Here is a 24,726-nt window from a genome sequence, read left to right as displayed (position 1 = left end):
AGAATCGCACGAAGCCCGCCTCCCTTCCACGAGCAACACGCCCCAAGACCAGCTGTTCCGCCAAGCAGTTAGTGAACGTAATCCGTTTTCGCAGACAAGACACTTTCGTCCACGGGTTCATAGCGTCTGGTGGTGTGACTGGCGGCCACGATTGCCCGCAGTCCGACGAGAGATGCGGGTGCAGCACCGGCGGCGCGAGCCTGGACCAGGATATTCCCCAGCGCAGTGGCTTCCACCGGTCCGGCGATAACGACCAGCCCGGTCGTATTAGCTGTGAGCTGGCACAGGAGTCTATTTTGTGAGCCGCCACCAACAATGTGTATGACCTCCACGCCCTGTCCTGACAGTTCCGCGGCCTCGCGAATGGTGCGGGCGTAAGTGGCGGCCAAGCTGTCCAGAATACAGCGGACCACGGCGGCCTCCCCGGCCCCAAGGTCTCTTCCCGTTGCACTCACAGCGGCTCTGATCCGCGCTGGCATGTTTCCTGGGGCGATAAACTCGTCGGAATCTACGTTTATCAGCGGTCCGTTGCCGGGCTCTGCAGCGGCCAGATCCAATAACGTAGGCAGGTCAAACTGTCGGACCGGGGCTCCGGAGCCGGGTGTTTCACCAGACCAGCTGCGCACAGACTCGCTGAGTAGCCACAGTCCCCCGACGTTGCGAAGGTAGCGGATGGTGCCATCCACGCCGCGCTCATTGGTGAAGTTCGCCAACCTGCTCGCTTCCGTGAGGACCGGCTTTTGAAGTTCCACCCCGACCAAGGACCAAGTACCGGAGGAGATGAAAGCGAATTTCTTGGTCGCAGCAGGTATGGCGACGACGGCGGAAGCTGTGTCATGGCTGGCCACCGCCACCACTATGGTTGTTGCGAGAAGCCCTGTCCTTGCGGCGATGTCCAAGCTGAGCTTGCCGATGGTTTCTCCTGGTTGGATCAACGGTGCAAACAAGTCAGCGGGCAGGTCAAGGATAGCGAGGAACTCTCCAACCAACTCCCCTGACACGGCGCCAAAGAGCCCTGTTGTGGAGGCGTTGGTGGCTTCGCTGCGTCGGACACCCGTCAATGCGAATGTGATGAGGTCCGGGATCAGCAATGCCTGCCGGCCGCTTAGATCCTGCTCGGCGGCAAGCTGGTAAATGGTGTTGAACGGCAGGTGCTGTAAGCCAGTGGTTTCGTAGAGCCGTTCCGGGTTGATGAGCTCGTGAACCTCGGCAACGTGCCGGGTCCCACGGTCGTCCCGATAGCTAAATGGTCGTCCTTCCATCTTCCCGCGGATATCAACAAGCCCATAGTCCACCGCCCAGGTATCGATCCCGATGCTAGTAATCTGCCCATCCATGGCAGTGGCGTGCTCCGCCGCCGCGGCGAGCCCCACCAGAACCTCGGCAAACAGCCCATCGAAATCCCAGTGCAGGCTGCCGTTGGTCTCGATGACACCGTTTGGGAAGCGGTGCACCACATGCAGGTCAACTTCGTATTCCGAAATGTGCCCGACAATGACACGCCCAGAGGACGCCCCAATGTCGATTGCAGCAAACAGGTCACTCATCGCAAGAAGGCTGCTGCCACGCCGGCGTCGACCGGGATGTGCAGACCCGTCGTGTGTGAAAGTTCAGAGGAGGTGAGCACGGCGGCGGCATTGGCCACGTTCTCCGGCAATACCTCGCGCTTAAGGAGGGTCCGCTGCGCGTAGTACTCACCCAGCTTTTCCTCCTCCACCCCGTACACGGCCGCACGTTTAGCTCCCCAACCACCAGCAAAAATACCTGAGCCTCGGACCACGCCGTCGGGGTTGATGCCGTTTACACGGACACCGTACTCACCCAATTCAGCTGCAAGCAGACGCACTTGGTGAGCCTGATCGGCTTTGGTGGCCGAGTAGGCGATGTTATTCGGACCGGCAAAAACCGAGTTTTTCGAGGAGATGTAAATGATATCCCCACCCATGGCCTGCTCGATGAGAACCTTTGCGGCTGCCTTGGAGACCAAAAAGGAGCCCTTAGCCATGACGTTGTGCTGCAGGTCCCAGTCCTTTTCCGTAGTTTCCAGCAACGGCTTGGAGATGGAAAGCCCGGCATTATTGACCACCAAGTCCAGTCCACCAAAGGCCAGCACCGCTGCATCGACTGCGGCTTGCACGGCTGCCTCGTCGGTGACGTCTGCGCGAAAGCCAATGGCCACGTCAGGGCCGCCCAGCTCTAATGCGACGGCCTGCGCTGCTTCGAGGTTGAGGTCCGCAATGACCACGCAGGCACCTTCCGCGGCAAGGCGGGTTGCTATAGCCTTTCCGATGCCCGACGCCGAACCCGTCACCAGCGCGATCCGGCTGGCGTGAGACTTGGGCTTGGGCAGGCGTGCCAGCTTGGCCTCTTCTAGGGACCAGTACTCGATCCGGAACTTCTCGGCCTCGCTGATTGGCTCGTAGCTGGAGAGTGCTTCCGCACCGCGCATGACGTTAATGGCGTTGAGATAAAACTCGCTGGCAACCCGAGCCGTCTGTTTGTTGGCCCCAAAGGCGAACATGCCCACGCCTGGCACCATCACAATCGCCGGGTCCGCGCCCCGCATGGATGGGGAATCAGCCACCGCGTTGCGCTTGTAATACGCCGCATAATCCACACGATACTCAGCGTGTTGTTTCTTCAGTCGGGCAATGGAGTCCTCCACCGAGGCATCCGCCGGCAAATCCAAGATGAGTGGCTTGATCTTGGTGCGCAAGAAATGGTCGGGGCAGCTGGTCCCCAGAGCACCCAAACGCAAGTGCTCGGCCGAAGCCAGGAAATCAAGCACGGCCGCGTCGTCGCTGAAGTGGCCCACGACGGCACTATCGGTGGACGCTAAGCCGCGGATGGTCGGGGCCAGTGCGGCGGCCTTGGCCCGGCGCTCAGCCTCGACCAATGCGCCGTAGCCGGGCAACGCCTCGCCGAACGGGTTTTTGCGACCATTGGCGTTGATGTACTGCTCAGCTGTTTCAATGATCCAGCGCGAGTTCGCTTCCGCTTCTTCGCTGCTTTCACCCCATGCCGTGATCCCGTGGCCGCCTAAGATAGTACCGATTGCATCCGGGTTGTTGGCTTTGATGGCGGCAATGTCTAGGCCCAGCTGGAAGCCGGGACGCCGCCACGGCACCCATGCCACTTTGGTGCCAAAGATTACAGCCGTTAGTTTCTCGCCGTCTGCCGCCGTGGCAATCGCAATGCCCGAGTCCGGGTGAAGGTGGTCAACGTGGGCAGCATCGACCAGGCCGTGCATGGCTGTGTCGATCGACGGCACGGCACCGCCTTTCCCGTGCAGACAGTAATCAAAGGCAGCCACCATCTCGTCCTCCTGGTCAACACCCTGGTAGGTGTTGACCAGTGCGCGCATGCGGTCCAGACGCAGCACCGCCAAACCCTCTTCGCGCAGCGTGCCCAAGTCTCCGCCGGAGCCTTTGACCCACAAGAGCTCCACCGGCTCCCCGGTGACTGGGTCGGTCGCGGTGCCCTTGGCCGAGGTATTGCCACCGGCATAGTTGGTGTTTCGCTTGTCTGCACCTAAGCGATTGGAACGGGCAATCAGTTGCCCAACAACTGGATGTGTCATGGCGTTATGCTCCCCATCCGGCCTGCTGGCCGCCTTGTCGGTCCACGTTGATCTTCTCTTGGTAGCCGCTGGCGGCAAAGGCTGCCGTTGGGTCGGCGGGCAGGCCGCGAGACTCCCGCCACTCGGCCAGGTTTGCGCGGACATCCGTGTAAAACGCGTCCATCAGCACGGCGTTGGCAGCCAGCACGTCGCCGGAATTTTGCGCCGCATTCAGCGCTGTGGTGTCCACCAAGAGCGCTCTGGCTGTCATTTCCTGAACGTTGAGCACGGAACGAATCTGGCCGGGGATCTTGCCTTCAACATTGTGGCACTGGTCCAGCATGAAGGCCACGTTGTTGGCCGGGTCCAGGCCACCGCCACGGATCACCTCATGCATGATCCTGAACAACTGGAACGGATCGGCAGCACCCACAATCAAGTCGTCGTCGGCATAGAAGCGGGAGTTGAAGTCAAAGGAACCGAGCTTGCCCAAGCGCAGCAACTGCGCCACGATGAACTCGATGTTGGTGCCAGGGGCGTGGTGCCCGGTGTCCAGACAGACCAGCGCCTTCTCGCCCAGAGCTGCGCAGTGGACGTAGGAAGTGCCCCAGTCCGGGACATCGGTGTGATAGAAAGCCGGCTCAAAGAACTTGTACTCCAGAACCAGACGCTGTTCGTCGCCAAGCCGATCGTAGACCTTTGATAGGGAGTCGGCCAGCCAGTCTTGCCGAGCCCGGATGTCCCCTTGGCCCGGATAGTTAGTACCGTCAGCCAACCAGATCTTCAAGTCACGAGAACCGGTGGCATCCATCACCTCAAGGCATTCGTACATGTGGTCGATTGCCTTGGACCGTATAGCGGGATCACTATGGGTGAGACTGCCAAACTTGTAGTCATCGTCCTGAAAGGTGTTCGAGTTGACAGTGCCCAGCTTTACGCCCAGCTCCCCCGCATAGTCCGCCAGCACGGTGTAGTCCCCCACCTTGTCCCACGGAATGTGGAGGGCCACGGCTGGCGCCAACCCAGTAAGGGCGTTGACCTGTGCGGCGTCGGCAATCTTTTCCTCGATGGTGCGGGGGGTTCCCGGCGTCGCGAAGACTTTGAAGCGGGTGCCGGAGTTACCGAACGCCCACGAAGGCAATTCGATGCTTTGGTGTTCGAGCTGGGTCAAAACGTCGGTGGGGATAGGCACGTCAGTCTCCTTTGGTTGTGAAGTGGTTGGGTGCTGGCGCCAAGGCGGCGAGTTGGTCCTCGAGATTGAATACCTCATCAAGTTGCGCGAAGTCCTCGTCTGGTGCTCCGTCAAGATCCTCGAAGAAGCCGGCCATATCGGCCTGCCAGCGGGCGTTGACGTCAGTGGCCGCCATTTGCGCCTGCGCTTGGTGCAGACTAGTAGTTTCGAAGTAGCCAATCAGCAGCCCGTCGGGGCGCAGGAACAGCGAGTAGTTGTGCCAGCCAGCCGCCTTGAGGGTCACCAACATCTCTGGCCACACGGCCGCGTGCCTGTGCTTATATTCCTCGATGCACTCGACTTTGAGCTGAAGCGTGAAGCAGACCCGCACCAGGCTCATGAGAGCACCACGTGCCGGTGTTCAATGCCCAGCAGGGACGCCGCAGCTCCGAAGTCCTTGGCTCTGTGACCCAGGCACAACGCCCAGTGGTGGCCGATCCCGGTCTGGCTCCACTCGTCCACCCACAGCCCGGGGTCCCCGCCAAAGTCAACACGTGAAGTGGTGTTGCCGATGGCCAGCAACGGTCCTGGAACCACCACGCCTTCCGAGGTGACGAAGACGTAGCTGCCGTCCGGGTCCTGGCCCAAGCCGAAGGCGGTGGCGGGTCCGTGCTGAACGTCGAATTCCACCGACACTCCCCAGCCTCGCTTGCCATGGTAGACGCCCAGCCCGCGCAGCAGTGGGTCTTTCGCGGACACGGCCAAGTGTGCGGGTCCATCGTGCCCCATCTCCACCACATTGTCGTGGAAGTTCAGGGCCTGGATTTCGGTGAACGAGCCGCCCGCGCCTATGGCTTGGGCGGCGAGCATGGCGATAGAGGTGCGCAGCTCAAACTCGCCGGCCATCGGGACTCCCCGGGCCGTGAGGATGGAAGCACCCAGAATCATCCCGGCACCCAGTCGTTCGTGCTGCTCGCCGGCCAATCCACGGTGGTAGTAGGCCAGTGAGTCTAGGTTGAAGTCTTCCACTAGGCGGTCCAAGCCCACGGACACCTTGGCACCCCAAGAAAAATCATCGTGGTCCACGGAGTCATCCACGACAAAAAGTTCACGGGCAAGGTCCAGTCGTTCGGCGACCTGGGCCGGCGTCACCTCATTGACCCGCTCCCGCAGGTCGTCAAATTCGAGCACTTCCACATGGGAGCCAAACGTTGTTGAGACGGTTGTCAGATCGGTGGCGACATCCAGCATTCCGGGGTACAGGTGCCCCATCAACCCGTGCCGGGCATTGCGAAGCCTCCCTCGAACGCCGGCAGCATGCACCCATTGGGTGATTCGAGCCCAGGCGGATTCCTGCTTAAGATGCCCGGAGACGGAACGAAAGTCGATCCCTGCTCGCCGGAAAACATTTGCAACCTCCGGCACCGGGCACTGACCGCAGTAAGCAAGCCATTTGCCGGTGTCAAAAGAAGCATGGTCCATGGCCTCGGTTGGCTGCAGGTCGATCACAAGGACAGGCGTCTTGGCCCGCTGGGCAATGGGCAGCACCATCGATGAGGTCAGATATGTCGTCAAGAAGATGACTATCAAGTCACAATCAGCCACACGCAACGTCTCCCCGGCAACCGCGGCTTCTTCGGCGTCGGAGATGAAACCGGTGTCCACTACGTCTGCTTCGAGGGCTTCGAAGCGGGCGGTTACATAGCTGACGGAATCCTGCAATTGGGGCCGCAGCTGAGGAAACTGGGGCCAGTACGCCCCTAAGCCGCCGGAGACCAGGCCGATCCGGGTGGGCCTGCGTCGGTGCTGCGTCAACAGCGCCGTCGCGGGTTGAATGTGGTTCATGGTGTGGGGCCTTTCGGCATGAAGTTCGGCATGAAAAAGGAACTCGGGTTCGAGGAAAGCCGGGTGGGTCGCACGGCGGTTGTGCCGGGTGGGCTCTCAGCGACCCACCCGGCCACGCGGCCTAGAAGTTGTACTTGTCGATGTTCGCGGCGTTGAACACTGTGGGCGGACCGACGATGACAAGGCCGCCGTCCTGGACCTTGCGTTCGCCCAGTTCACCGGCGGTGAAGGTGTCCCCAGCCTTGCCTGTGATCTTTCCGTCCTTGAGTGCCTTGCCGGCGAAGGAGGCAACGTAGCCCAGCTGCGCCGGATCCCAGAGCGCGAACTCCTTGACGGTTCCATCCTTGACGAACGGCCGCATTTCATTGGGCAGTCCCAGCCCGGTCAGGGCCACCTTGCCCTTGTAGGCGGAGGTGGAGAGGTAGCGGGCGGTGGCTGCGATGCCAACCGTGGTGGGTGAGATGATCCCCTTGAGGTTGGGATGGGCCTGCATGAGACCTTGAGCTTCCTGGAATGACTTGGTGTCATTGTCATCGCCGTAGACCTTGGCTACCAGCTTGATGTCTTTGTAGGCCGGATTGCTCTTAAGCTCTTCCTCCATGAACTTGATCCACTCGTTCTGGTTCGTGGCGTTCGCGGTGGCCGACAGGATGGCAATCTCACCGCTGCCCCCAATCTGCTCGGAGATGAGCTTGGTCTGGATCAATGCAACGTCCTTGGCCACCACCTGACTGATAAATACGTCGCGGCATTCTGGTTTGGTGTCGGAGTCGAAGGCGACAATCTTTGCTCCGGCAGAGCGGGCTTCACCCAAGGCGGTGCACACGGCATCGGGGTCATTGGCTGCAATCACAATCACATTGGTGCCTGCCTGCGTCTCGGCATTGATGAAGGAGACTTGGCTGGAAGCGGAGGCTTCCAACGGGCCCACCACGTTCGAGGAGGAGAAACCAGCCTCTTTGGCGCCTTTTTTGCCTCCAGCTAGGACAACATCCGTGTACGGGTTATTCAGCTGCTTGGGGATGAAAGTGATGGTTGCATCCCCGCCCGCCGCCTCGCCGCTGCTGGCGGGAGTGCCTGAGCCGCCGCAGGCAGTCAGGGCCATGGATACCACTGCAGTGACGGCGACGAGGGACGCCAGGCGGGACGATCGCGGGGATTTCTTACGGTCAAACATCATTGGTTTTCCTTCGATTATTGTGGTGACGTGGAGTTTTGGTCAGCTTGGGTTATGGTTCGGTGCTGCGGCGAACACGGCGGGTGTGCCGCCACCCTCTGATGGCGGAGCCGATGCTGGGGGCCACCACGGAGAGGATGAGCAGCAGGCCCGTCACAGTGATGAGGACGACGTCGGATACGCGCCCCAGGCGCAGCGCATAGTTGAGGGAGCCGATCAGTAGAACGCCGGCCAAAACCCCGAGAATGGAGCCCTTGCCGCCGAATATAGACACCCCGCCGAGCAGGACGGCCGCAATGACGGCCAGTTCCAGGCCGGTGGCGTTGTCGCTGCGGGCGCTGGTGTAGCGCAGCGTCCAGAAGATCCCGGCAAGAGCCGAAACTGCTCCAGATGCCACGTAGAGCCAGAACTTGCTCCGGGCCACCTTGATTCCCACAAAGGCGGCGGCTTCCTTGCTATAGCCCATGCCGAAGAGGCCGCGTCCAAACGGAGTGAAGTGCAGCAGCACCCCAAAGGCGATGATGACCACGAGGACGCCGATCATCACGGTGGGGATGCCCGTCGCGCCCAGTTTGGAGGTGAAGAACGCTGTCAGTGGCTTGGGGAAATTGGCCACGGCGTTGTCTCCGATGGTCACGAGCGCCAGTCCACGGAAAAGCGCCAAGGTGCCGATCGTGACGGCCAGTGATGGCAGCCCCAGCACAGCAATCAGGAAGCCGTTGAACATGCCGCAGGCAACTCCAACGAGCACGCTGACCGCTAGCACTAGCCAAATGTTCATGCCGCCGGCCCAGAGAACGCCCATGGTGGCGCTGGTCAGGCCTGCAATGCTGGCCACAGACAAATCAATTTCACCCGTGATGATGATCAGTGTCATCGGCATGGCAATCAAAAGGACCGGGATGACGTCTAATAGCAGGAAACCGGTAGTGACAGGAGACGCGAACCGAGGGATGCTGATGCTCGCGTAGATCAGAAATGCCACTAAGGCGTAGATGGTGATGGCGTCGCGGCTTGCCAGTAACTTCGCCGTTCTCGTCTTGCGCCACGGCGTGGTGGACGGACTTCTAGTGAGCGGCGCCTCCGGTGCAGGGGCGTTGCTTGTGGGCGTGGTGGTCTCAGACATTCCGGGCCTCGCTAATCCGCAGTTTCTTGGCTGTGCGCAGGCTGGCCAAGCGGTCGATGATGATGGCGGCCAAGATCAGGATGCCGACGATTGCCTGCTGCCAGAACTTGTCCACCCGGACAGCTGTCAGCGAAGAGGTGATGGTGGTCAGAAGCAGGGCACCGAGCGCCGCACCTGTGACGGAGCCACTGCCGCCAAAGATGGCCACGCCACCCACGACGGCGGCTGCAATCACAGTCAGTTCCATGCCGGTGCCGGTGGTGGCGCCCACCGAGTTGAAACGACTTGCGTAGAGAACGCCGGCCAGACCGGCTAGCGCCCCATTGGCTAGGAACGCCAGGAGCACGCGTTTGGAGACTTTGATGCCAAACGCCTTTGCAGCCTCAGGGTCGGAGCCAATAGCATACAGATCCCTGCCTGCCCGAGTGCCGGACATGTACAGTGCCACCGCGATGACGACGACGACGGCCACCAGGGTGATGATGGGGAAGCCCAGAAACGTGTCCACGGAGAGACCACCGAAGGCGTCCGGTCTGTCTCCAGCGAAGTATTGCTTACCTCCAGCCCAGGCGTTGTTGAGGCCGCGGAACACGTAGAGCGTGCCGAGAGTAATAACCAGGGCAGGTACTTTGGCAACTGTCACGAGGATGCCGTTGACGGCTCCGAGCACCACACCGAAGGCCATGCCGATGCCGAAGACGGCAATGATCGGGATGTTCGGCATCGCCGCGAAAATGGATCCCGTGCCGAAGGCCACCAAGCCCAAAATGGAGCCCACGGAGAGGTCGATGTTCCTGGTGACGATCAGCAGCGTCTGCCCCACTGCCAGGATCATGATAATCGTGGCATTGAGCAGTAGGTCCTTGACACCTTGTGCGCTCAGGAAGAGCGGGTTGATCAGGTAGGTGACAATCACTAGGACGCTCAAAGCAATGAGTACGGGAAGCTCGCGGAGCCGCAGCACCGAGGCGGTGGCCGCCCAGCCACGGGACACTGGCTGCCTGGTTGGTGCTTTCCTGCTGTCCAGGGCAGAGCTCATGGGGTTCCTCCCGCGGTAGACGTGGCGGCATGCATAATAGATTCCGGATTTGCGTCCGCACGGTTGAGTTCTGCGGTGATTTGGCCCTCGCGCATGACTAGAACCTTGTCTGCCATGCCCAGGACCTCAGGCAATTCGGAGGAGATCATCAAAATCGCGATCCCGCGTCCTGCCAGTTCCGAGATCAGCCGGTGGACCTCACTCTTGGTCCCCACGTCAATGCCGCGGGTGGGTTCGTCGATGATCAGCAGCCGTGGTTCGGTGGCCAGCCACTTGGCGAGTACCACTTTTTGCTGGTTGCCGCCGGAGAGTGTGGAGACTGGATGCTCCAGGGAGCCTGTCTTGACATGGAGGCGTTCACTCCAGTGCTTGGCGGCGCGGCGTTCGGCGGCTCCATTGATCAGTCCGGCCGTGGTGAACTTGTTGCGCAACGTCAGCGTCACATTCCGGGCCACAGACAGTTCCATGACCAGTCCCTGCTTGCGGCGGTCCTCCGGAACAAACCCCATACCTGCTGTGATGGACGCCTGTGGGTCGCGGGCCTTTAGCCTGCGTCCCTCAAAGGTGATGGCGCCGGCGTCGTACGGGTCGATCCCGAATACGGCTCTGGCTACCTCTGTGCGCCCGGCACCGACCAGGCCGGCGAGAGCAACGATCTCCCCGGAGCGGACTTGGAAGCTGATGTCTTTGAAGACCCCGGCCCGGCTGAGCTGCTCAACTTCAAGGACCACGCCGCCAATCTCGGCTTCGGTCTTGGGGAAGAGCGCGCCAATATCGCGCCCGACCATCTCCTTGACAATTTCTTCTACCGTGACGTCGACGGTTTGGTGGGTCGCGATATAGCGTCCGTCCCGCATCACTGTGATCCGGTCGCACAGTTCGAATACTTCCTCGAAGCGGTGTGAGATGAACAGGATGCCAGTCCCCTTCTCACGCAGGCTGCGAGCGACGGCGAACAGTCGGTCCACCTCGACGCCGCTGAGGGCGGCTGTGGGCTCGTCCATGACAAGCACCTTTGCATCTAGCGAGATGGCCTTAGCGATTTCGATGATTTGCTGGTCGGCAATGGACAGCCCTTCAGCAATGCGGGTCGGATCAATCGGGACGCCGAGCCGTTCAAAAAGGCGAGCTGCCTCCTTGACCATGGCAGAGCGGCTAATCAGCCCGAACCGGCCCTTGGGCTGGCGGCCAATGAAGATGTTCTCGGCAACGCTGAGGTCGGGAAAGAGCGTTGGCTCCTGGTAGATGACCGAGATCTTGGCCTCCTTGCTGTCACCCACGCTGCGGAACTGAACGCTTTCCCCAGCGACCCGGAAGTCTCCCGAATCCGGGCGGTGGAGTCCTGCCAGAATTTTCACCAGCGTGGACTTGCCGGCACCGTTTTCCCCGACTAGTGCGTGAATTTCCCCGGGGAGAATCTCAATGGTTCCGTCGGCAAGGGCAACCACCGGGCCGAAAGTCTTGGCTGCATGGATGAGTGTGAGGGCTGGCTCCTCCCGTAGAGGGCCGGACCTTGTACTGTCTGTTTGCTGCATAGATTGAACCGCACCTTTGGGGCCGTGTGAAGTTAGTAATGAATCGTTTCATTACGAGCTGTGATTCAAATCATAGAACCATCGCGATGGAAGCGTCAATAGCACAAGGAACATATTATGATTCGTTTCAATCAAGGGGTTCAATAGGGCGCAGACAAGGTATTCTGATTTCAGTGTTTCCATCAGGCCCGCCCGTTCCTCCTTCGGGGCGGGAACTAACCCAGGAGCCCCCAAAATGCTTTCAGCCAGCGTCAAGGACGTCGCTGCATTGGCCGGCGTATCAGTAGGAACGGTCTCTAATGTGCTCAATCGGCCGGAAAAAGTGTCGCCGGCGGTCATGACCAAAGTTCAGATGGCCATCGAGAAACTCGGTTTTGTCCGAAATGATGCCGCCCGCCAACTACGCGCAGGCATGAGTCACAGCATCGGATTGGTGGTCTTGGATGCTGCAAACCCCTTTTTCACCGATTTAGCCCGGGGTGCAGAGGACAGCGCAGCGGCCAAAGGCTTCTCCGTCTTGGTAGGCAACAGCAGCGACGATGAGCGCCGGGAGGCCTCCTATCTGGGCCTCTTTGAGCAACAGCGTGTGCTCGGCATCCTCCTCTCGCCTGTGGGCGACATTCTCTCGAGGCTGGAGCAATTGCGCCGCCGGGGCATCCCCACTGTTCTCGTGGACCGAGTGTCGGACAACGCGAGTTTTTCATCCGTCGGCGTGGACAACGTTGCGGGCGGCGAAATGGCTGTACGGCACCTGTTGTCACTGGGCCGGCGTCGAATTGTGTTCGTGGGAGGACCCTCCTCCATCCGCCAGGTTGCAGATCGTCTCACCGGCGCACGCAAGGCCATCAAGGAGGTTTTTGACGCAACGCTTGAAGTCATAGAACCCGATTCCCTGACTGTCCTCTCTGGGAGGGCCGCGGGTGAAGCTATCCGGAACCGGCCCGTTGAGGAGCGCCCCGACGCGATTTTTGCGGCTAACGATTTGCTTGCCGTTGGCATCCTTCAAGCCCTAATGCTGATGGGTACGGTCCAAGTACCGCAGGAGATAGCATTGATCGGTTACGACGACATAGAGTTCGCCTCGGCCGCGGTGGTCCCGCTCTCCTCGATCCGCCAGCCCAGCGCCTTGATCGGATCCACTGCACTGGAGTTGCTTTTGCAAGAAGTCAGTGCGGAGCCCGGTTTCAAAACCAGCCGTGTGGTGTTTCCTCCGGAGCTCGTGGTTAGGGCTTCAACACGGGGCTGACCCCCCCTACCGGTTCTAGGCAGGAACGACGCTCTTGTCCGGTTAACTCAGCCTTGGTTCACCGGCGGAGCCCAGACGCCAGCGGTTGAATGGTCACAGAACGTGCGGTCATTCTGGTTCTCACACGCCATCTGCACCATTCCCGGAACTTGAAGCACAGCGTCCGTAACATTCTCATAGCGTTCTGTGCGGACTCCCCTAGTGTGCGCTAAATACCGCAGCGCCACTTCAATCCAGTTGGCATAGAACTTTTGTTTTTTGGTTTAGGCCTTGTCATGGATCCCTTGGAGAGCAGCACGAACATGTTACTTGGGTCCGTCTGTATGTTGAATCAAGAGGAGAAGTCACTCAAGTGGCTCTTTTAGTACCGAATCAGCCCGGCCACGGCGTTATCGCCTACAACGGAATGGCGCCTTAGGCGCCACTTGGTCCGGACGCCGAATTCGTCAAGAACCCTGGAAATATCCCTTGCCAACCGATTACGGTTGGGCTTCTTTCCAAGACTTCCGTCAGGATGTCAGTATCAACAGCACGATTGATCGTAACCAGGGCGTTGACGGGCGAGATACCAAGTTGTGTTGCGCTGCCCCCACAGCATCCCTTGGATACGTGCGCGGCTGACTCTGGCAGGTCCGTCTGGAAGTGGATGGATCGTTTCTTATTGGGCATGGGCGATCGCCGTCTGGGCAGGGACAGAAGTTCGATGTGTTTGGCGACAGCGACGGACTCATCCATCTGCCGGCGATGCAAGGATTGCTTTGCTCCAACAGTGAGCTGCGCACTTCCACGATGGTGTCGTCGTCATTGATTCGCCCAAAGTCAGAATTGATCCCGTCCAAATAAAAAAGTGCCGCCGATCCTAGGAATCAATACTGCCGCTGTAGCGGTGGCATTTTCCTGGGATCGGCGGCACTTTCCGTGGAACTTTAGAGCGCAGCCTCGATCGCGGCCTGAGCAAGCGGGTCCGAATCATCTAAGAACTTCGTGATGCGCGCTGCCTCGTCGGATTCACCGATAGCGCCGGCGGCACGTCCTAACGCATACAGCGAGCGCAGGAACCCGTGATTGCCATCATGGGAATACGGGACCGGGCCCGTGCCGCGCCAACCGTTGCGACGCAGTGCATCCAAGCCACGGTGGTAGCCAGTGCGGGCATAGGCGTAGGACTCAATAGTCCGGCCCTCTGAATATGCCTCGTCAGCTAAAATCGCCCATAAAAGCGACGACGTAGGATGCTTAGCCGCCAGATCAACAGCTTCCTCCCCTGCCGCAAGGCGCGCGTCAACGTCCTCTTCAGCTGGAAGAAATGTAGGTTCTGGCCCCATGAGGTTTCGACGGAAATCTTCGCTCATATTAGTTGCTCGTCTTGCCTGCGGAGCCGAGCTGCTCTGCAGCTTCCACTACGCGGGCGGCCAGGCCCTTTTCAGCTGATGCGCCCCACACGCGCGGGTCGTATGTCTTCTTGTTGCCAACACCGCCGTCAATCTTCAAGACGCCGTTGTAATTGGTGAACATGTGGTCAGCCACCGGGCGCGTGTAGGCGTACTGGGTGTCCGTGTCGATGTTCATCTTGATCACGCCGTAGGAAACCGCATCCGAGATTTCTTTCGCGGAAGAGCCGGAGCCACCATGGAAAACCAGGTCAAAAGGACTTTCCTTGCCCAACTTGGCACCAACGGCGGCCTGGATTTCCTTGAGGATCTCCGGGCGCAGTTTAACGTTACCGGCCTTGTAGACCCCGTGCACATTACCGAAAGTTAGGGCAGTAATGTACCGGCCATGCTCTCCTGAGCCCAGCGCCTCAACCGTGGCCAAACCGTCAGCAACGGTTGAATACAGTTTGTCGTTGATGGCATTTTCAACGCCGTCTTCCTCCCCACCAACAGCACCGATCTCAACTTCAAGAATCATGTGGGCTGCGTGCGTGCGGGCCAGCAGCTCACGACCAATGCGCAGATTCTCCTCAAGAGATTCATGCGAACCGTCCCACATGTGGGAGTTGAAGATCGGGTCGCGGCCCGCCTTCACCTCGGCTTCTGATGCAGCCAGCAGGGGCAGCACAAATCCGTCAAGCTTGTCCTTGGGGCAGTGGTCCGTGTGCAGGGCCACGTTAATCGGGTAGTTTTTAGCGACTTCGCGGGCAAATGCTGCGAACCCCAGAGAGCCCGTCACCATGTCCTTCACGCTGGCACCGGACCAGTAGGCTGCGCCACCAGTGGAGACCTGGATGATGCCGTCAGTTCCGGCATCGGCAAAACCTTGGAGCGTTGCGTTCAGCGTCTGGGAGGACGTGACGTTGACCGCCGGGTAGGCAAAGCTGCCAGCCTTGGCGCGGTCGATCATTTCTGCATACTTATCCGGTGTTGCGATGGGCATCAAAAGCTCCTAGTGGCTATGGTGCAAAGGGGCAGGCCCTGGTGCCGCCCTCCTATGACTGCTCCCATCCTAGCGATTGAGTCCACAGTGGCGAACTAGATGAAGCTAATTTCCACTGCGTGGACTCTTTTCGCCCACGTCATCCGCTGGGTTCTCAAGTTCAGCTCACATTTTGCTCGAACACGTGACGGCGAATCCAGGCATGCATGGCAATACCTGCAGCCGAGGCAGCATTGATGGAACGGGTGGAGCCAAACTGCTCGATCGAAAGGACCGCCTGCGCCGCGTCGTGAACTTCGGGGCTTAGCCCTGGCCCTTCCTGGCCAAAGACCAGAACGCAGTTCTTCGGTAGCTCATATGTTTCCAACTTCTCAGAGTCCGGAAAGATGTCGATGCCGATGATCGCCAGGCCTTCGCCGTGCGCCCACTGAACAAAGTCCTCCACCGTGGGATGGTGGCGGACATGCTGGTAACGGTCAGTGACCATGGCTCCGCGCCGGTTCCAGCGCCGTCGACCAATAATGTGCACTTCCTTGGCCAAAAAAGCGTTGGCTGTGCGCACCACAGTGCCGATGTTCATATCGTGTTGCCAGTTTTCAATGGCAATATGGAAGTCATGACGGCGGGTGTCCAGGTCAGCGACAATGGCGTCCATGCTCCAGTAACGATATTGGTCCAGGACGTTGCGGCGGTCTCCTTCGGCAAGCAATTCCAGATCCCACTGTTCGCCTTCGGGAAGTTCTCCCTCCCATGGACCTACGCCAACCTCATGATGGAGTTCTTGATGCGCCCCGTCCCCCTGATGGTGAGCGGGCAGTTCCGGGGTATTACTGGGATTGTTCACCGTTCAACTTTAGCCGTTGGCATGCTGACTCCAGCACTAAATCTGGAAGACTGGTAGCACCGCACAAAATCCAGGAGGCACGATGAGCAAGCTCAACAACCGCAAGCCCGCCGATATTGAATGCTGGCTCACCGATATGGACGGTGTTCTGGTCCATGAAAACCGAGCCGTGCCTGGGGCAGCAGAACTGATTCAACGCTGGGTGGACACGTCCAAGCGATTTTTGGTGCTGACGAATAACTCAATTTTCACCCCGCGTGATCTCGCCGCCAGGCTGCGGGCATCAGGACTTGAAATACCTGAGGAAAACCTGTGGACCTCGGCACTGGCTACGGCCCAATTCCTCAAGGCCCAGATGCCGCACGGTCGTGCTTTTGTCATTGGTGAGGCGGGATTGACGACGGCGCTGCACGAGGCTGGCTTTATTCTCACCGACCAGAACCCTGACTACGTGGTGCTCGGGGAGACTCGCACATACTCTTTTGAAGCCATCACCCGGGCAATCCGTCTGATCAGCAACGGGGCGCGGTTCATCGCCACCAATCCCGACGCCACAGGGCCTTCAGCTGAAGGTCCCATGCCAGCCACGGGCGCCATTGCTGCCTTGATCACCAAAGCCACGGGGCGTGAACCTTACATTGTGGGCAAACCAAACCCGATGATGTTTCGCTCAGCCATGAACCGCATTCAGGCTCATTCGGAGACAACGGCCATGATTGGTGACCGCATGGACACCGACATCATTGCAGGCATGGAGGCTGGTCTCCACACGGTGCTGGTATTCACCGGAATCACTCAGCCAGAGGACATTGATGCCTATCCGTTCCGCCCGGATCAGGCGTTAGATTCTGTTGCGGATCTGATTGCGGAGATCTAGGACGGCAGACTAGACGGAAGGCACGAAGGAGCCAATTATTGCTTCCATGCTCTTCTTGTGGGCGGACCATTCCGCTGACAGCGCCTCCACCGTCAGACGGTGCGCCACTCCGGCGGTGTCAAAGCCAACCAAGTACTCGCCTTGGATGGGGCCCGTGAATGAGGTACAGGTATAGCCGTAGCTGTACCCGTAGAAACTGTCGTTATCAACAATGGCTGGCTTGTTTGTGTAAGAAAACTCTGACGCACACCCAAAGCCTGCCGTGCTGCGCAGCTCCACGAGTTTAGCTTGCGATAACTCCAACTGAAGCCTCAGTCCGGTGTCAACGGACTTACTGATCTTCTCACGCGAGACGGACGACGCAGGGCGTTCGGTTGCCTCGTAGACAAGCAACGCAGTCTTGGGTTTGTCACCTTTTCGTGCCACAAATCTCTCTGCTGGCGTACTTCCATCGGGACTGATGACCGTGACGTTGCTGGTATCCACCACGTTCCATGAGTCTGGATAGGAAAAGGACGCAGTCTTGGTCTGCGCAGCGCTCATTGGCTCCATCCCGCTCTTGCCCAGCATCCCCAAAATGAGGACCAGAACAACGGCAAGCACAGCAACCGTGGCGAGCCCACCGCCAACGATCCACGGCAGGACTGACTTTTTACGCCGTCCCGGAGCGAGCTGCACAGGCATCCCATAGTTGGCGGCTGGCGCAGCGAATTGCGGGGCGGCAGGGTGAACCTGCTGCGGATAGCCGTAGAAATTAGGGGCTGGCTGGCCTTGCGGTGGAACCGGCGGCTGACCCTGCTGCGGAACTGGCGGTTGGCCTTGCGGGGGCTGGCCCTGTGGCGGCATGGACATCTGTTGTTCCCCTTTATCTACGCGGCCACTGCAGCAGCATTATTACAGTGAGCCTAACGTCAGCCCTACCCTGCGGCCATGGGCACAGCTACCCATGGCTCTCCACCTCTTGTTCATGTGCGGTTGGTGCCGGGTCAATGTTCACGCCAGACGATGTCTTGTTTCACCCGGCAAGCTGGGTTGGCAAGGCCGCAGCCACAGAGCGGCCATCAAGGAACGCTTGAAGGGATCTCACCGTGCACATTCACGAGCATAAGAAGCCGAACCGGCGCAGAGGCGCACAGCTCGCTTTTGCCACCGCCATCCTGTCCACCTGCGCATTGGCCACCGCAGGCCCCGTCCTCGCAGCCGCTCCGGATATTACAACCCATGGTGGAGCACAGCGCTCATCCGCTTCACATGCCGCGGACGTTGCGGCGTCAATAATTGACGGCCCTGCCAAGAACGTGATCCTGCTGATTGGCGACGGCATGGGCGATTCCGAAATCACCATTGCCCGCAACTACGCACGCGGCGCGGCTGGAGCGTTCCCTGGCATCGATTCCCTGCCGTTGACAGGCCAGTACACAACGTACGCGTTGAACAAATCAACGGGCGGACCAAATTACACCCCCGATTCCGCTGCCACCGGTACCGCATGGGCTACGGGAACCAAGTCCTACAACGGTGCAATCTCCGTAGACGTCAACGGTGTAGCCCAAAAATCTTTGCTACAGATCGCCAAGGCCAACGGACTAAAGACAGGCAATGTTTCCACAGCGGAACTTCAGGACGCCACACCCGCCGTTCAGGTCGCCTCGGTCAGTGGCCGTAAGTGTTACGGCCCTGTTGCAACCACAAAGAGCTGCCCTGAAAATGCTTTGGAGAACGGCGGCAAGGGCTCAATCACCGAACAGTTGCTTGATACTCGTCCGGATGTTTCTCTAGGCGGTGGCTCGGCAACGTTCGCGGAGACCGCAACAGCCGGTGACTGGGCTGGTAAAACCCTGACGGAGCAGGCCGCTGCCCGGGGCTACAAGACTGTATCAACGGCCACTGAGCTGAACGCTATCAAGACCGCGGATGCAAACGCACCCCTGCTGGGCCTGTTCACCCCGGGCAACATGGCCGTCCGTTGGGAAGGCGCGAAAGCGACTCATACGGGAGGCGGAGAAGCCCCGATCACCTGCACAGACAACCCGCAGCGCACTGCGGAACAGCCATCACTGTCCCAGATGACGTCCAAGGCCATCGAGCTGCTCAAGACCGGTGACAAAGGATTCTTCCTTCAAGTAGAGGGAGCTAGCATCGACAAGCAGGACCACGCAGCCAATCCCTGTGGCCAGATCGGCGAAACCGTTGACTTGGACGAGGCAGTGAAGGACGCCTTGGACTTTGCCAGGGTCGATGGGAACACCATGGTGGTTGTCACAGCGGATCATGCACACAGCAGCCAGATCATCTCCGCCGGTGCCACGACCCCCGGCCTCACCCGCAGCCTGACCACCCTGGACGGGGAAACCATGACGGTCTCCTACGGCACAGCAGAAGACGGCAATTCACAGTCGCACACCGGCTCACAAGTTCGCATTGCCGCCTTCGGCCCCGGCGCCGCCAATGTCGTGGGTTTGAGCGACCAAACAGATTTGTTCTTCACCGTGACGAACACGCTGAAATTGGATCCGGAGGCTGTGCTACCCGCCCCGCTCCCGACGGCGACACCAAGTCCATCACCGGGAGATAAGGGGACACCGTCGGATAGCGCGTCTCCCACTCTGCCCGCAGACCAGCCCACCAACTCCGCTGCCGCGGTACCTGGCGCAGGGGGTGGCTCCGGACCCGGATCACTAGCCTGGACCGGCTCGACGGCGGGCTTCTTGGCCGCCGCGGCCATGGCCCTGCTGACGGTGGGCCTCATACTCCGGCGTCGTACCCGCGCTACACACACAACGATCTAAGTCACCGCCACACGCGCGCAGAGGAGGAAAGTTTCAGCTTTCCTCCTCTGCGCGTGTTAAGCGCGTACTGCGTTTTGTTCGACTCCTCAGGAGCGTTTGCTGCTCAGGAGCTGACCACCGGATGCCTCCAGATAGCAATTCCCACAGAGTGATTCGTACCAGACGTCAGCGCCGTCTATGGCGACTTGGTCGCCGTCGAACACCACCTCGCTTCCGACGCGACGGGTGTTGAACAGCGCTTTGCGTCCACACCGGCAAATCGTCTTCAGCTCTTCTAACGAGTGCGCGATCTCCAGTAACCGTGCCGATCCTGGGAAAGCCACGGTGAGGAAGTCGGTGCGCAATCCGTACGCAATGACCGGTACGCGATCCAGCACGGCAATCCGAAACAGGTCATCAACTTGTTCCGGGGTGAGGAACTGGGCCTCGTCGATCAGCAGGCAGGCCACCGGCGGGACCTGGACATGTTCTAGGAGTGCGTCAGGATCATCCCCGGCCGCATGTGCTCCGAACAAGGCCCGGGCATCCTCTCCAGGTTGAATGAGGAAATCCACGCTGCGAGTCATACCCAGACGGGAAACAATCTCACCGGCGCCCTTTGTATCGATACCCGGTTTGGCGAGTAGAACTCGTTGCCCGCGTTCCTCGTAGTTAAACGCCACCTGCAACAGCCCCGTGGACTTTCCAGAGTTCATGGCGCCATGACGGAAGTAAAGCTTGGACAAGGCAGTCCCTTCAAGAGTGCGTGCGAGGTGGTCTCGTTTCGTGAAACGTAGTTTCAGTCCAGGCCGAGCTCGTCCTTGCCGAAAGCGAACAGGTACGGAACACCGGTTTCGGCTTCGATACGTTCCTTGGCACCGGTGTCGCGGTCTACGATCACGGCGACTGCCTTGATAACGCCCCCGGCCTTGCGCACCGCCTCAACGGCGGTCAGTGCTGATCCGCCAGTGGTGGACGTGTCTTCGAGGACGACGACGTCGCGCCCGTTCACGTCGGGTCCTTCCACCTGGCGGCCCATGCCATAGGACTTCTGGAGCTTGCGGACTACGAAGGCGTCGATGTTCCGTCCGGCGTCGGTTGCCGCGTGCATAAGAGCCGTGCCGACGGGATCTGCTCCCATGGTTAGCCCGCCCGCGCTTTCAAACTCAATACCGGCGTCCTCTAGCATCGCCAACATGACACGTCCTGCAAGTCGTGAGGCTTCGTGGTGAAGTGTGATGCGGCGAAGGTCGATGTAGTAGTCGGCCTCCTTGCCGGAGGAGAGGATCACTTTGCCGCGAACGACGGCCAATTCCTTGATCAGTTCGAGCAGGCGGGCGCGGTCAGCGGCGAAAGTCTGGGTCATGGCTTCCATTCTAAAGGTGCGCGGGCGCTATCATGCTCACTTACGTATCATCACGACGATGTAGCCACGGCCGGCCAGCGCAGAAACGGTAGCAGTCATGTTGATGGCTGCTGTCCTTTGCATCTTTGCAGTAACCCGCGCCTAGATGAATCCCGGCGCGGATCCTTCCATTGGGGTAGGTGCGCTCAGGCGCTGGCTGCCGATGACGGAGAGCATCTTGAGTTTCTCATAGCTCTCGCTGCCTGGTGTGGCCGTTAGGACGAGAAGAACCTGAGATTGGTCCGGGTCAAGCAGGTTCTGGCAGTGCAAGTTGATAAGGCCAAGCTCAGCATGCACAAATGTTTTGTCCTGAGTGTATTGGAGACCAATTTCATGTTCGCGCCATAGCTCTGAGAACTCTGCACTCACTTTGCGCAGCGCCTCGGCGATCCCCGCTGCGGGAGATTTTTCGCCCTCGGCGCCGACTCTCTCCCGCAGCTGTGCCGTGTAAATGCGGCCGTGGTGAAGGTGGTCCTCGACGGGGTAGATGGCGCGAGACGATGGATCGGTGAACCAGCGGTACACGTTCGCGCGTTGAAGCCCGGTGAAGTGGGTTTGTTCGCCCATGAGCGCAGCTGCCAGGCCTGTCTGTACAAGGGTCTCACCAAGTCTTGTCATGATCTGGGCAGGAGTATCGCCAAGGCGATCGAGCACCCGCATGAGTCCGGGGTTGACGTGCTCGGTTCGCAGGACACGCTTAGGCGCACTATGCCCGGTCAATAGGAAAAGGTGGTCCCGTTCAGCCAAAGTCAAACGGAGTCCCCGCGCAATCGAGGCGGCCATCTGCTCGGACGGTTGGGGTCCGCCACCGCGTTCAAGGCGGGCATAGTAGTCAGTCGACATTTGGGCCAGCTCTGCCACCTCTTCCCGGCGCAGGCCGGGCGTTCGCCGGCGGGGGCCGCGTGACAGGCCGACGTCTTCGGGCTGCAGCACAAGTCGACGGCTGCGAAGGAAGCTGGCGAGCTCTGATCTATCCATATTCTCCACTCTCCCTTGAATTGAGTTACTTATCCACTGACTCTCGATCCACGGATAAACGCGTCCTTGTTGATCTTCGATGCAGTGGATTTACTAGTTCCTATGAACATGACAGGAAACACCATTCTCATCACCGGCGGAACTTCGGGCATCGGGCTCGGCCTCGCCCAGCGGTTCCAAGACGAGGGCAACACAGTCATCATCGCCGGTCGCCGTCGCGCACTCCTTGAGTCCATCTCTGCAAATAACCCTGGCATTTTCGGATTGCCGTTGGATGTCGATGACCCGGCCTCGATCAACGCCCTGCGCGATACCGTCCTACGCGACTACCCTGAATTAAACGTGCTCATCACTGCCGCCGGTATCATGCATCCAGAGAACCTTCTGGACCCAGCTCATCTTTCAACGGCAGAAGCAACTATAAGCTCCAACCTGCTAGGTCCTATCCGAACCATCACGGCGCTCGCCCCGTTGCTGGTCGGCAAACCTGACGCGACGATCATCACTGTCTCTTCGGGACTGGCCTTCGTACCGTTGTCTGCAACGCCGACCTACAACGCGACGAAGGCCGGAATTCATGCTTATTCGGAAGTCTTGCGGCAACAGCTTTCACCGGCCGGGATCCAGGTTCTGGAACTTATCCCACCAGCTGTGCGGACGGCTTTGATGGGAAGCCAAGAAGCAGAAAACGCGATGCCACTCGATGAGTTCCTCAGCGAGGTAATGTCCATCCTGCACGAGGATCCCGATGCAAAGGAGATCCTCGTGGAAAACGTTAAACCATTACGTTTCGCTGCAGCTCAAGGCACCTACGACAAGATTTTCGCGTTGTTAGCCGACCGCTGAGCTTTTCCATTGGTCGGGGGTTGGCACTCCATCGGACTCCAGAGGGACGGCACTGCCATAGCAACAGGAAACAACCGCCCGGGCCGCTCTGGGGTAACCACATGACGTAACGCCGTCGGCGCCGCAACAGGCAGTTCGGCCCCCTTCATGCCACATCCCTGACGTTGTTGCCTGTGGATGCTTGAATTCAGAGGTGCCGACTGTCGGTACCTGCCGGAGGCGGTTGGGATTGAGCTTCGTCTTGAGGAAGAGAGCAGAGTCCTGACCGCACCATGAACGCCAGCGCGAGGCGGCGCCTGCGATGTACAGCTTCGCTGTCGTTGACTTTGGCGATCTCAGTGACCGAGGCCTGAGCCCATGTCGACGTTGCCGAGATCAAGAGCGACCATACGTCAATGGGTTCAAGGTTTGCGTGGATACGACCCTCGCGTTGCTGCTGTGCGATGTCGCGGAGGTGTGCGGCATCATTTTCTTCTAGGCCAGCGTAGAGGTAGGCATCTGGCACACGCTCGAGGCGTTTCCATGCGACGAGGCGAAGCAACGCGGGGTCGCTCAGGTAGTCGTCGTACAACCGCACCGCGTATCCAGGAAGATCGCTTGCGGTGAAGGGCACCCGGCCGCTGTTAGCGATGACGTGAGCGGTGAACACTGTGTCGAATAGTTGCTCTTTCGAGCCGTAGTAGGCGTAGAGCATCGGTTTGCTGGCTCCGGATGCACTGACGATTCGATCAATGCGAGCGCCCGCGATGCCGTGTGTAGCGAACTCTTCTGTCGCCGCAGCGAGAATGCGCTGGCGGGTCTCTACGGCTTTGGACATGCACCCAGTGTACATATACTACCAACTAGTAGGTATGATGAACGGAATGGAAACCATTGCCCTTCAAGCACTCAAGGCTGCCGGGCCTTTCACCCCGGCCACAATTCAACGACGAGAGCTCCGCGAGGACGACGTGGACATCCGCGTGAGCTTCTGCGGCGTATGCCATTCAGACGTGCACGCACTGCACACTCCCGCGGAGGCAGGCGGTGTTTTCCCGCTGGTACCGGGCCACGAGTTTGTCGGGGAGGTTGTCCAGGTCGGTCCCAGCGTCACGGGATTTGTCCCCGGAGACCCCGTCGCGGTCGGCAACATCGTCGACTCCTGCGGCACCTGCCGGATGTGCCAGGTCAGCCAGGAGAACTTCTGCGAGGAGTTTCCAACGCTCACCTACGGAGGGACGGATCGTCTGGACGGTAGTTTGACGAACGGTGCCTTTTCCGGGCGGTACGTGGTGCGGGAGAAATTTGTGTATAGCCGGCCCACGGTACTCGACCCCGCCGCCGTCGCGCCCCTAATGTGCGCGGGCGTCACCGTTTGGGAACCCCTCCGTGCTGCCGGCGTGGGACCCGGCACGCGGCTCGGCGTCGTGGGTCTTGGCGGCCTCGGCCATCTCGCTGTAAGGCTCGGGCGAGCACTAGGAGCGGAGGTGACGGTCTTTACAACCACGCCCGCGAAAGCGGCCGACGCCCGGGCCCTCGGAGCTCAGCGCGTCGTCGTCTCCACGGACCGGCACGCGATGAAGGACAGTCACTGGTCTCTTGACACCATCTTGGACACTGTCGCCGTCGACCACGACTTCGGCCCCTATCTGAGGGCGCTCGACCTCGACGGCACCCTGTATTCACTCGGCTACCTCGGCACCGTCACCGTGCGGACACTTGAGCTGCTGAGTGGGCGCAAGCGCCTCGCGTCCGGCGGCAGTGGCGGGCACCGGGCCACGCAGGAGATGCTCGATTTTTGTGGCGAGCACGGCATCGTCGCCGACATCGAGGTTCTACCGGCTATGGAAGTGGACACGGCGTTCGAGAGGCTTGCCCGCAATGACGTCCGCTACCGCTTCGTTCTCGACTTCCGGTCAATCGATGACGATCTACAGCCGCCACATTAATATGTT

Annotated in this window: 22 protein-coding genes; 5 read left to right on the top strand and 17 right to left on the bottom strand. The window is 59.8% G+C overall.

Annotated features, from left to right (window positions below):
* Positions 1-68 precede the first annotated feature (68 nt).
* The 9 genes from LOH53_RS04170 to LOH53_RS04130 all read right to left on the bottom strand — a co-directional run bounded on the left by LOH53_RS04170 (position 69) and on the right by LOH53_RS04130 (position 11,452).
* The gene (locus LOH53_RS04170) at positions 69-1,547 is read right to left on the bottom strand and encodes a rhamnulokinase (RefSeq protein ID WP_230066471.1); all 1,479 of its coding nucleotides are present in this window, start codon (positions 1,545-1,547) and stop codon (positions 69-71) included.
* Positions 1,544-3,580, bottom strand: a complete 2,037-nt coding sequence (locus tag LOH53_RS04165; protein ID WP_230066470.1) for a bifunctional aldolase/short-chain dehydrogenase — start codon at positions 3,578-3,580, stop codon at positions 1,544-1,546. The genes LOH53_RS04170 and LOH53_RS04165 overlap by 4 nt, the downstream gene beginning before the upstream one ends.
* A 4-nt stretch (positions 3,581-3,584) precedes the next feature.
* On the bottom strand, positions 3,585-4,751 hold the full coding sequence (gene rhaI / locus LOH53_RS04160) for an L-rhamnose isomerase (protein ID WP_230066469.1): 1,167 nt from the start codon (positions 4,749-4,751) through the stop codon (positions 3,585-3,587).
* Position 4,752: 1 nt separating this feature from the next.
* The gene (locus tag LOH53_RS04155; RefSeq protein WP_268250953.1) at positions 4,753-5,130 is read right to left on the bottom strand and encodes an L-rhamnose mutarotase; all 378 of its coding nucleotides are present in this window, start codon (positions 5,128-5,130) and stop codon (positions 4,753-4,755) included.
* Positions 5,127-6,575, bottom strand: a complete 1,449-nt coding sequence (locus LOH53_RS04150) for an L-fucose/L-arabinose isomerase family protein (protein ID WP_230066468.1) — start codon at positions 6,573-6,575, stop codon at positions 5,127-5,129. The genes LOH53_RS04155 and LOH53_RS04150 overlap by 4 nt, the downstream gene beginning before the upstream one ends.
* Before the next feature lie 121 nt (positions 6,576-6,696).
* Positions 6,697-7,755 (bottom strand): rhamnose ABC transporter substrate-binding protein, encoded by a 1,059-nt coding sequence (gene rhaS / locus LOH53_RS04145; RefSeq protein ID WP_230066467.1) that lies wholly within the window; start codon positions 7,753-7,755, stop codon positions 6,697-6,699.
* A 49-nt stretch (positions 7,756-7,804) separates the two neighbouring features.
* Complete coding sequence (locus LOH53_RS04140) at positions 7,805-8,878, bottom strand: ABC transporter permease (protein ID WP_230066466.1); 1,074 nt, start codon at positions 8,876-8,878, stop codon at positions 7,805-7,807.
* The gene (locus LOH53_RS04135; RefSeq protein ID WP_230066465.1) at positions 8,871-9,917 is read right to left on the bottom strand and encodes an ABC transporter permease; all 1,047 of its coding nucleotides are present in this window, start codon (positions 9,915-9,917) and stop codon (positions 8,871-8,873) included. The genes LOH53_RS04140 and LOH53_RS04135 overlap by 8 nt, the downstream gene beginning before the upstream one ends.
* Positions 9,914-11,452: a sugar ABC transporter ATP-binding protein gene (locus tag LOH53_RS04130; RefSeq protein WP_230066464.1), complete on the bottom strand. Its 1,539-nt coding sequence runs from the start codon at positions 11,450-11,452 to the stop codon at positions 9,914-9,916. Before LOH53_RS04130 ends, LOH53_RS04135 begins: the two co-directional genes overlap by 4 nt.
* Positions 11,453-11,687: 235 nt before the next feature.
* On the opposite strand from LOH53_RS04130, the gene LOH53_RS04125 reads away from it, so the two are divergent.
* Entirely contained in the window at positions 11,688-12,698 is a 1,011-nt protein-coding gene (locus LOH53_RS04125; protein WP_230066463.1) for a LacI family DNA-binding transcriptional regulator, read from the top strand.
* A gap of 926 nt (positions 12,699-13,624) precedes the next feature.
* On the opposite strand, the gene LOH53_RS04120 is transcribed toward LOH53_RS04125, so the two are convergent.
* The 3 genes from LOH53_RS04120 to LOH53_RS04110 all read right to left on the bottom strand — a co-directional run bounded on the left by LOH53_RS04120 (position 13,625) and on the right by LOH53_RS04110 (position 15,891).
* A complete protein-coding gene (locus LOH53_RS04120) occupies positions 13,625-14,050 on the bottom strand; it encodes a DUF3151 domain-containing protein (protein ID WP_230066462.1) in 426 nt (141 codons plus the stop codon).
* A 1-nt stretch (position 14,051) separates the two neighbouring features.
* Entirely contained in the window at positions 14,052-15,074 is a 1,023-nt protein-coding gene (fbaA, locus tag LOH53_RS04115; RefSeq protein ID WP_230066461.1) for a class II fructose-bisphosphate aldolase, read from the bottom strand.
* Positions 15,075-15,234: 160 nt separating this feature from the next.
* A complete protein-coding gene (locus LOH53_RS04110; RefSeq protein ID WP_230066561.1) occupies positions 15,235-15,891 on the bottom strand; it encodes a TrmH family RNA methyltransferase in 657 nt (218 codons plus the stop codon).
* 109 nt (positions 15,892-16,000) lie between these two features.
* Between LOH53_RS04110 and LOH53_RS04105 the strand changes: the two genes are divergently transcribed.
* Positions 16,001-16,795 carry an HAD-IIA family hydrolase gene (locus LOH53_RS04105; RefSeq protein ID WP_230066460.1) on the top strand — a complete coding sequence of 265 codons (795 nt, stop codon included), beginning with the start codon at positions 16,001-16,003 and terminating at the stop codon, positions 16,793-16,795.
* A gap of 9 nt (positions 16,796-16,804) precedes the next feature.
* On the opposite strand, the gene LOH53_RS04100 is transcribed toward LOH53_RS04105, so the two are convergent.
* A complete protein-coding gene (locus LOH53_RS04100; protein WP_230066459.1) occupies positions 16,805-17,647 on the bottom strand; it encodes a hypothetical protein in 843 nt (280 codons plus the stop codon).
* A gap of 236 nt (positions 17,648-17,883) precedes the next feature.
* On the opposite strand from LOH53_RS04100, the gene phoA reads away from it, so the two are divergent.
* Positions 17,884-19,584: an alkaline phosphatase gene (gene phoA, locus LOH53_RS04095; protein ID WP_230066458.1), complete on the top strand. Its 1,701-nt coding sequence runs from the start codon at positions 17,884-17,886 to the stop codon at positions 19,582-19,584.
* Positions 19,585-19,670: 86 nt separating this feature from the next.
* Here the strand turns inward: phoA and LOH53_RS04090 are convergent, their stop codons facing one another.
* The 3 genes from LOH53_RS04090 to LOH53_RS04080 all read right to left on the bottom strand — a co-directional run bounded on the left by LOH53_RS04090 (position 19,671) and on the right by LOH53_RS04080 (position 21,946).
* The gene (locus LOH53_RS04090; RefSeq protein ID WP_230066457.1) at positions 19,671-20,309 is read right to left on the bottom strand and encodes a thymidine kinase; all 639 of its coding nucleotides are present in this window, start codon (positions 20,307-20,309) and stop codon (positions 19,671-19,673) included.
* Between the two features lie 53 nt (positions 20,310-20,362).
* Positions 20,363-20,929, bottom strand: coding sequence for an orotate phosphoribosyltransferase (gene pyrE / locus LOH53_RS04085; protein ID WP_376991427.1), 567 nt, complete (start codon positions 20,927-20,929; stop codon positions 20,363-20,365).
* Positions 20,930-21,070: 141 nt separating this feature from the next.
* Complete coding sequence (locus LOH53_RS04080) at positions 21,071-21,946, bottom strand: helix-turn-helix transcriptional regulator (protein WP_230066455.1); 876 nt, start codon at positions 21,944-21,946, stop codon at positions 21,071-21,073.
* A 102-nt stretch (positions 21,947-22,048) separates the two neighbouring features.
* On the opposite strand from LOH53_RS04080, the gene LOH53_RS04075 reads away from it, so the two are divergent.
* Positions 22,049-22,792 carry an SDR family oxidoreductase gene (locus LOH53_RS04075; protein ID WP_230066454.1) on the top strand — a complete coding sequence of 248 codons (744 nt, stop codon included), beginning with the start codon at positions 22,049-22,051 and terminating at the stop codon, positions 22,790-22,792.
* Positions 22,793-22,979: 187 nt separating this feature from the next.
* On the opposite strand, the gene LOH53_RS16910 is transcribed toward LOH53_RS04075, so the two are convergent.
* On the bottom strand, positions 22,980-23,609 hold the full coding sequence (locus LOH53_RS16910) for a TetR family transcriptional regulator (protein WP_326832738.1): 630 nt from the start codon (positions 23,607-23,609) through the stop codon (positions 22,980-22,982).
* Positions 23,610-23,655: 46 nt separating this feature from the next.
* On the opposite strand from LOH53_RS16910, the gene LOH53_RS04060 reads away from it, so the two are divergent.
* A complete protein-coding gene (locus tag LOH53_RS04060) occupies positions 23,656-24,720 on the top strand; it encodes an NAD(P)-dependent alcohol dehydrogenase (protein ID WP_230066453.1) in 1,065 nt (354 codons plus the stop codon).
* The last annotated feature ends 6 nt before the right edge of the window (positions 24,721-24,726 follow it).

Source organism: Arthrobacter cryoconiti, from assembly GCF_020905375.1.
Lineage (GTDB): Bacteria > Actinomycetota > Actinomycetes > Actinomycetales > Micrococcaceae > Specibacter > Specibacter cryoconiti.
The sequence above is the reverse complement of the archived record's forward strand: the minus strand, read 5'-3'. Positions and strand labels throughout refer to the sequence as shown.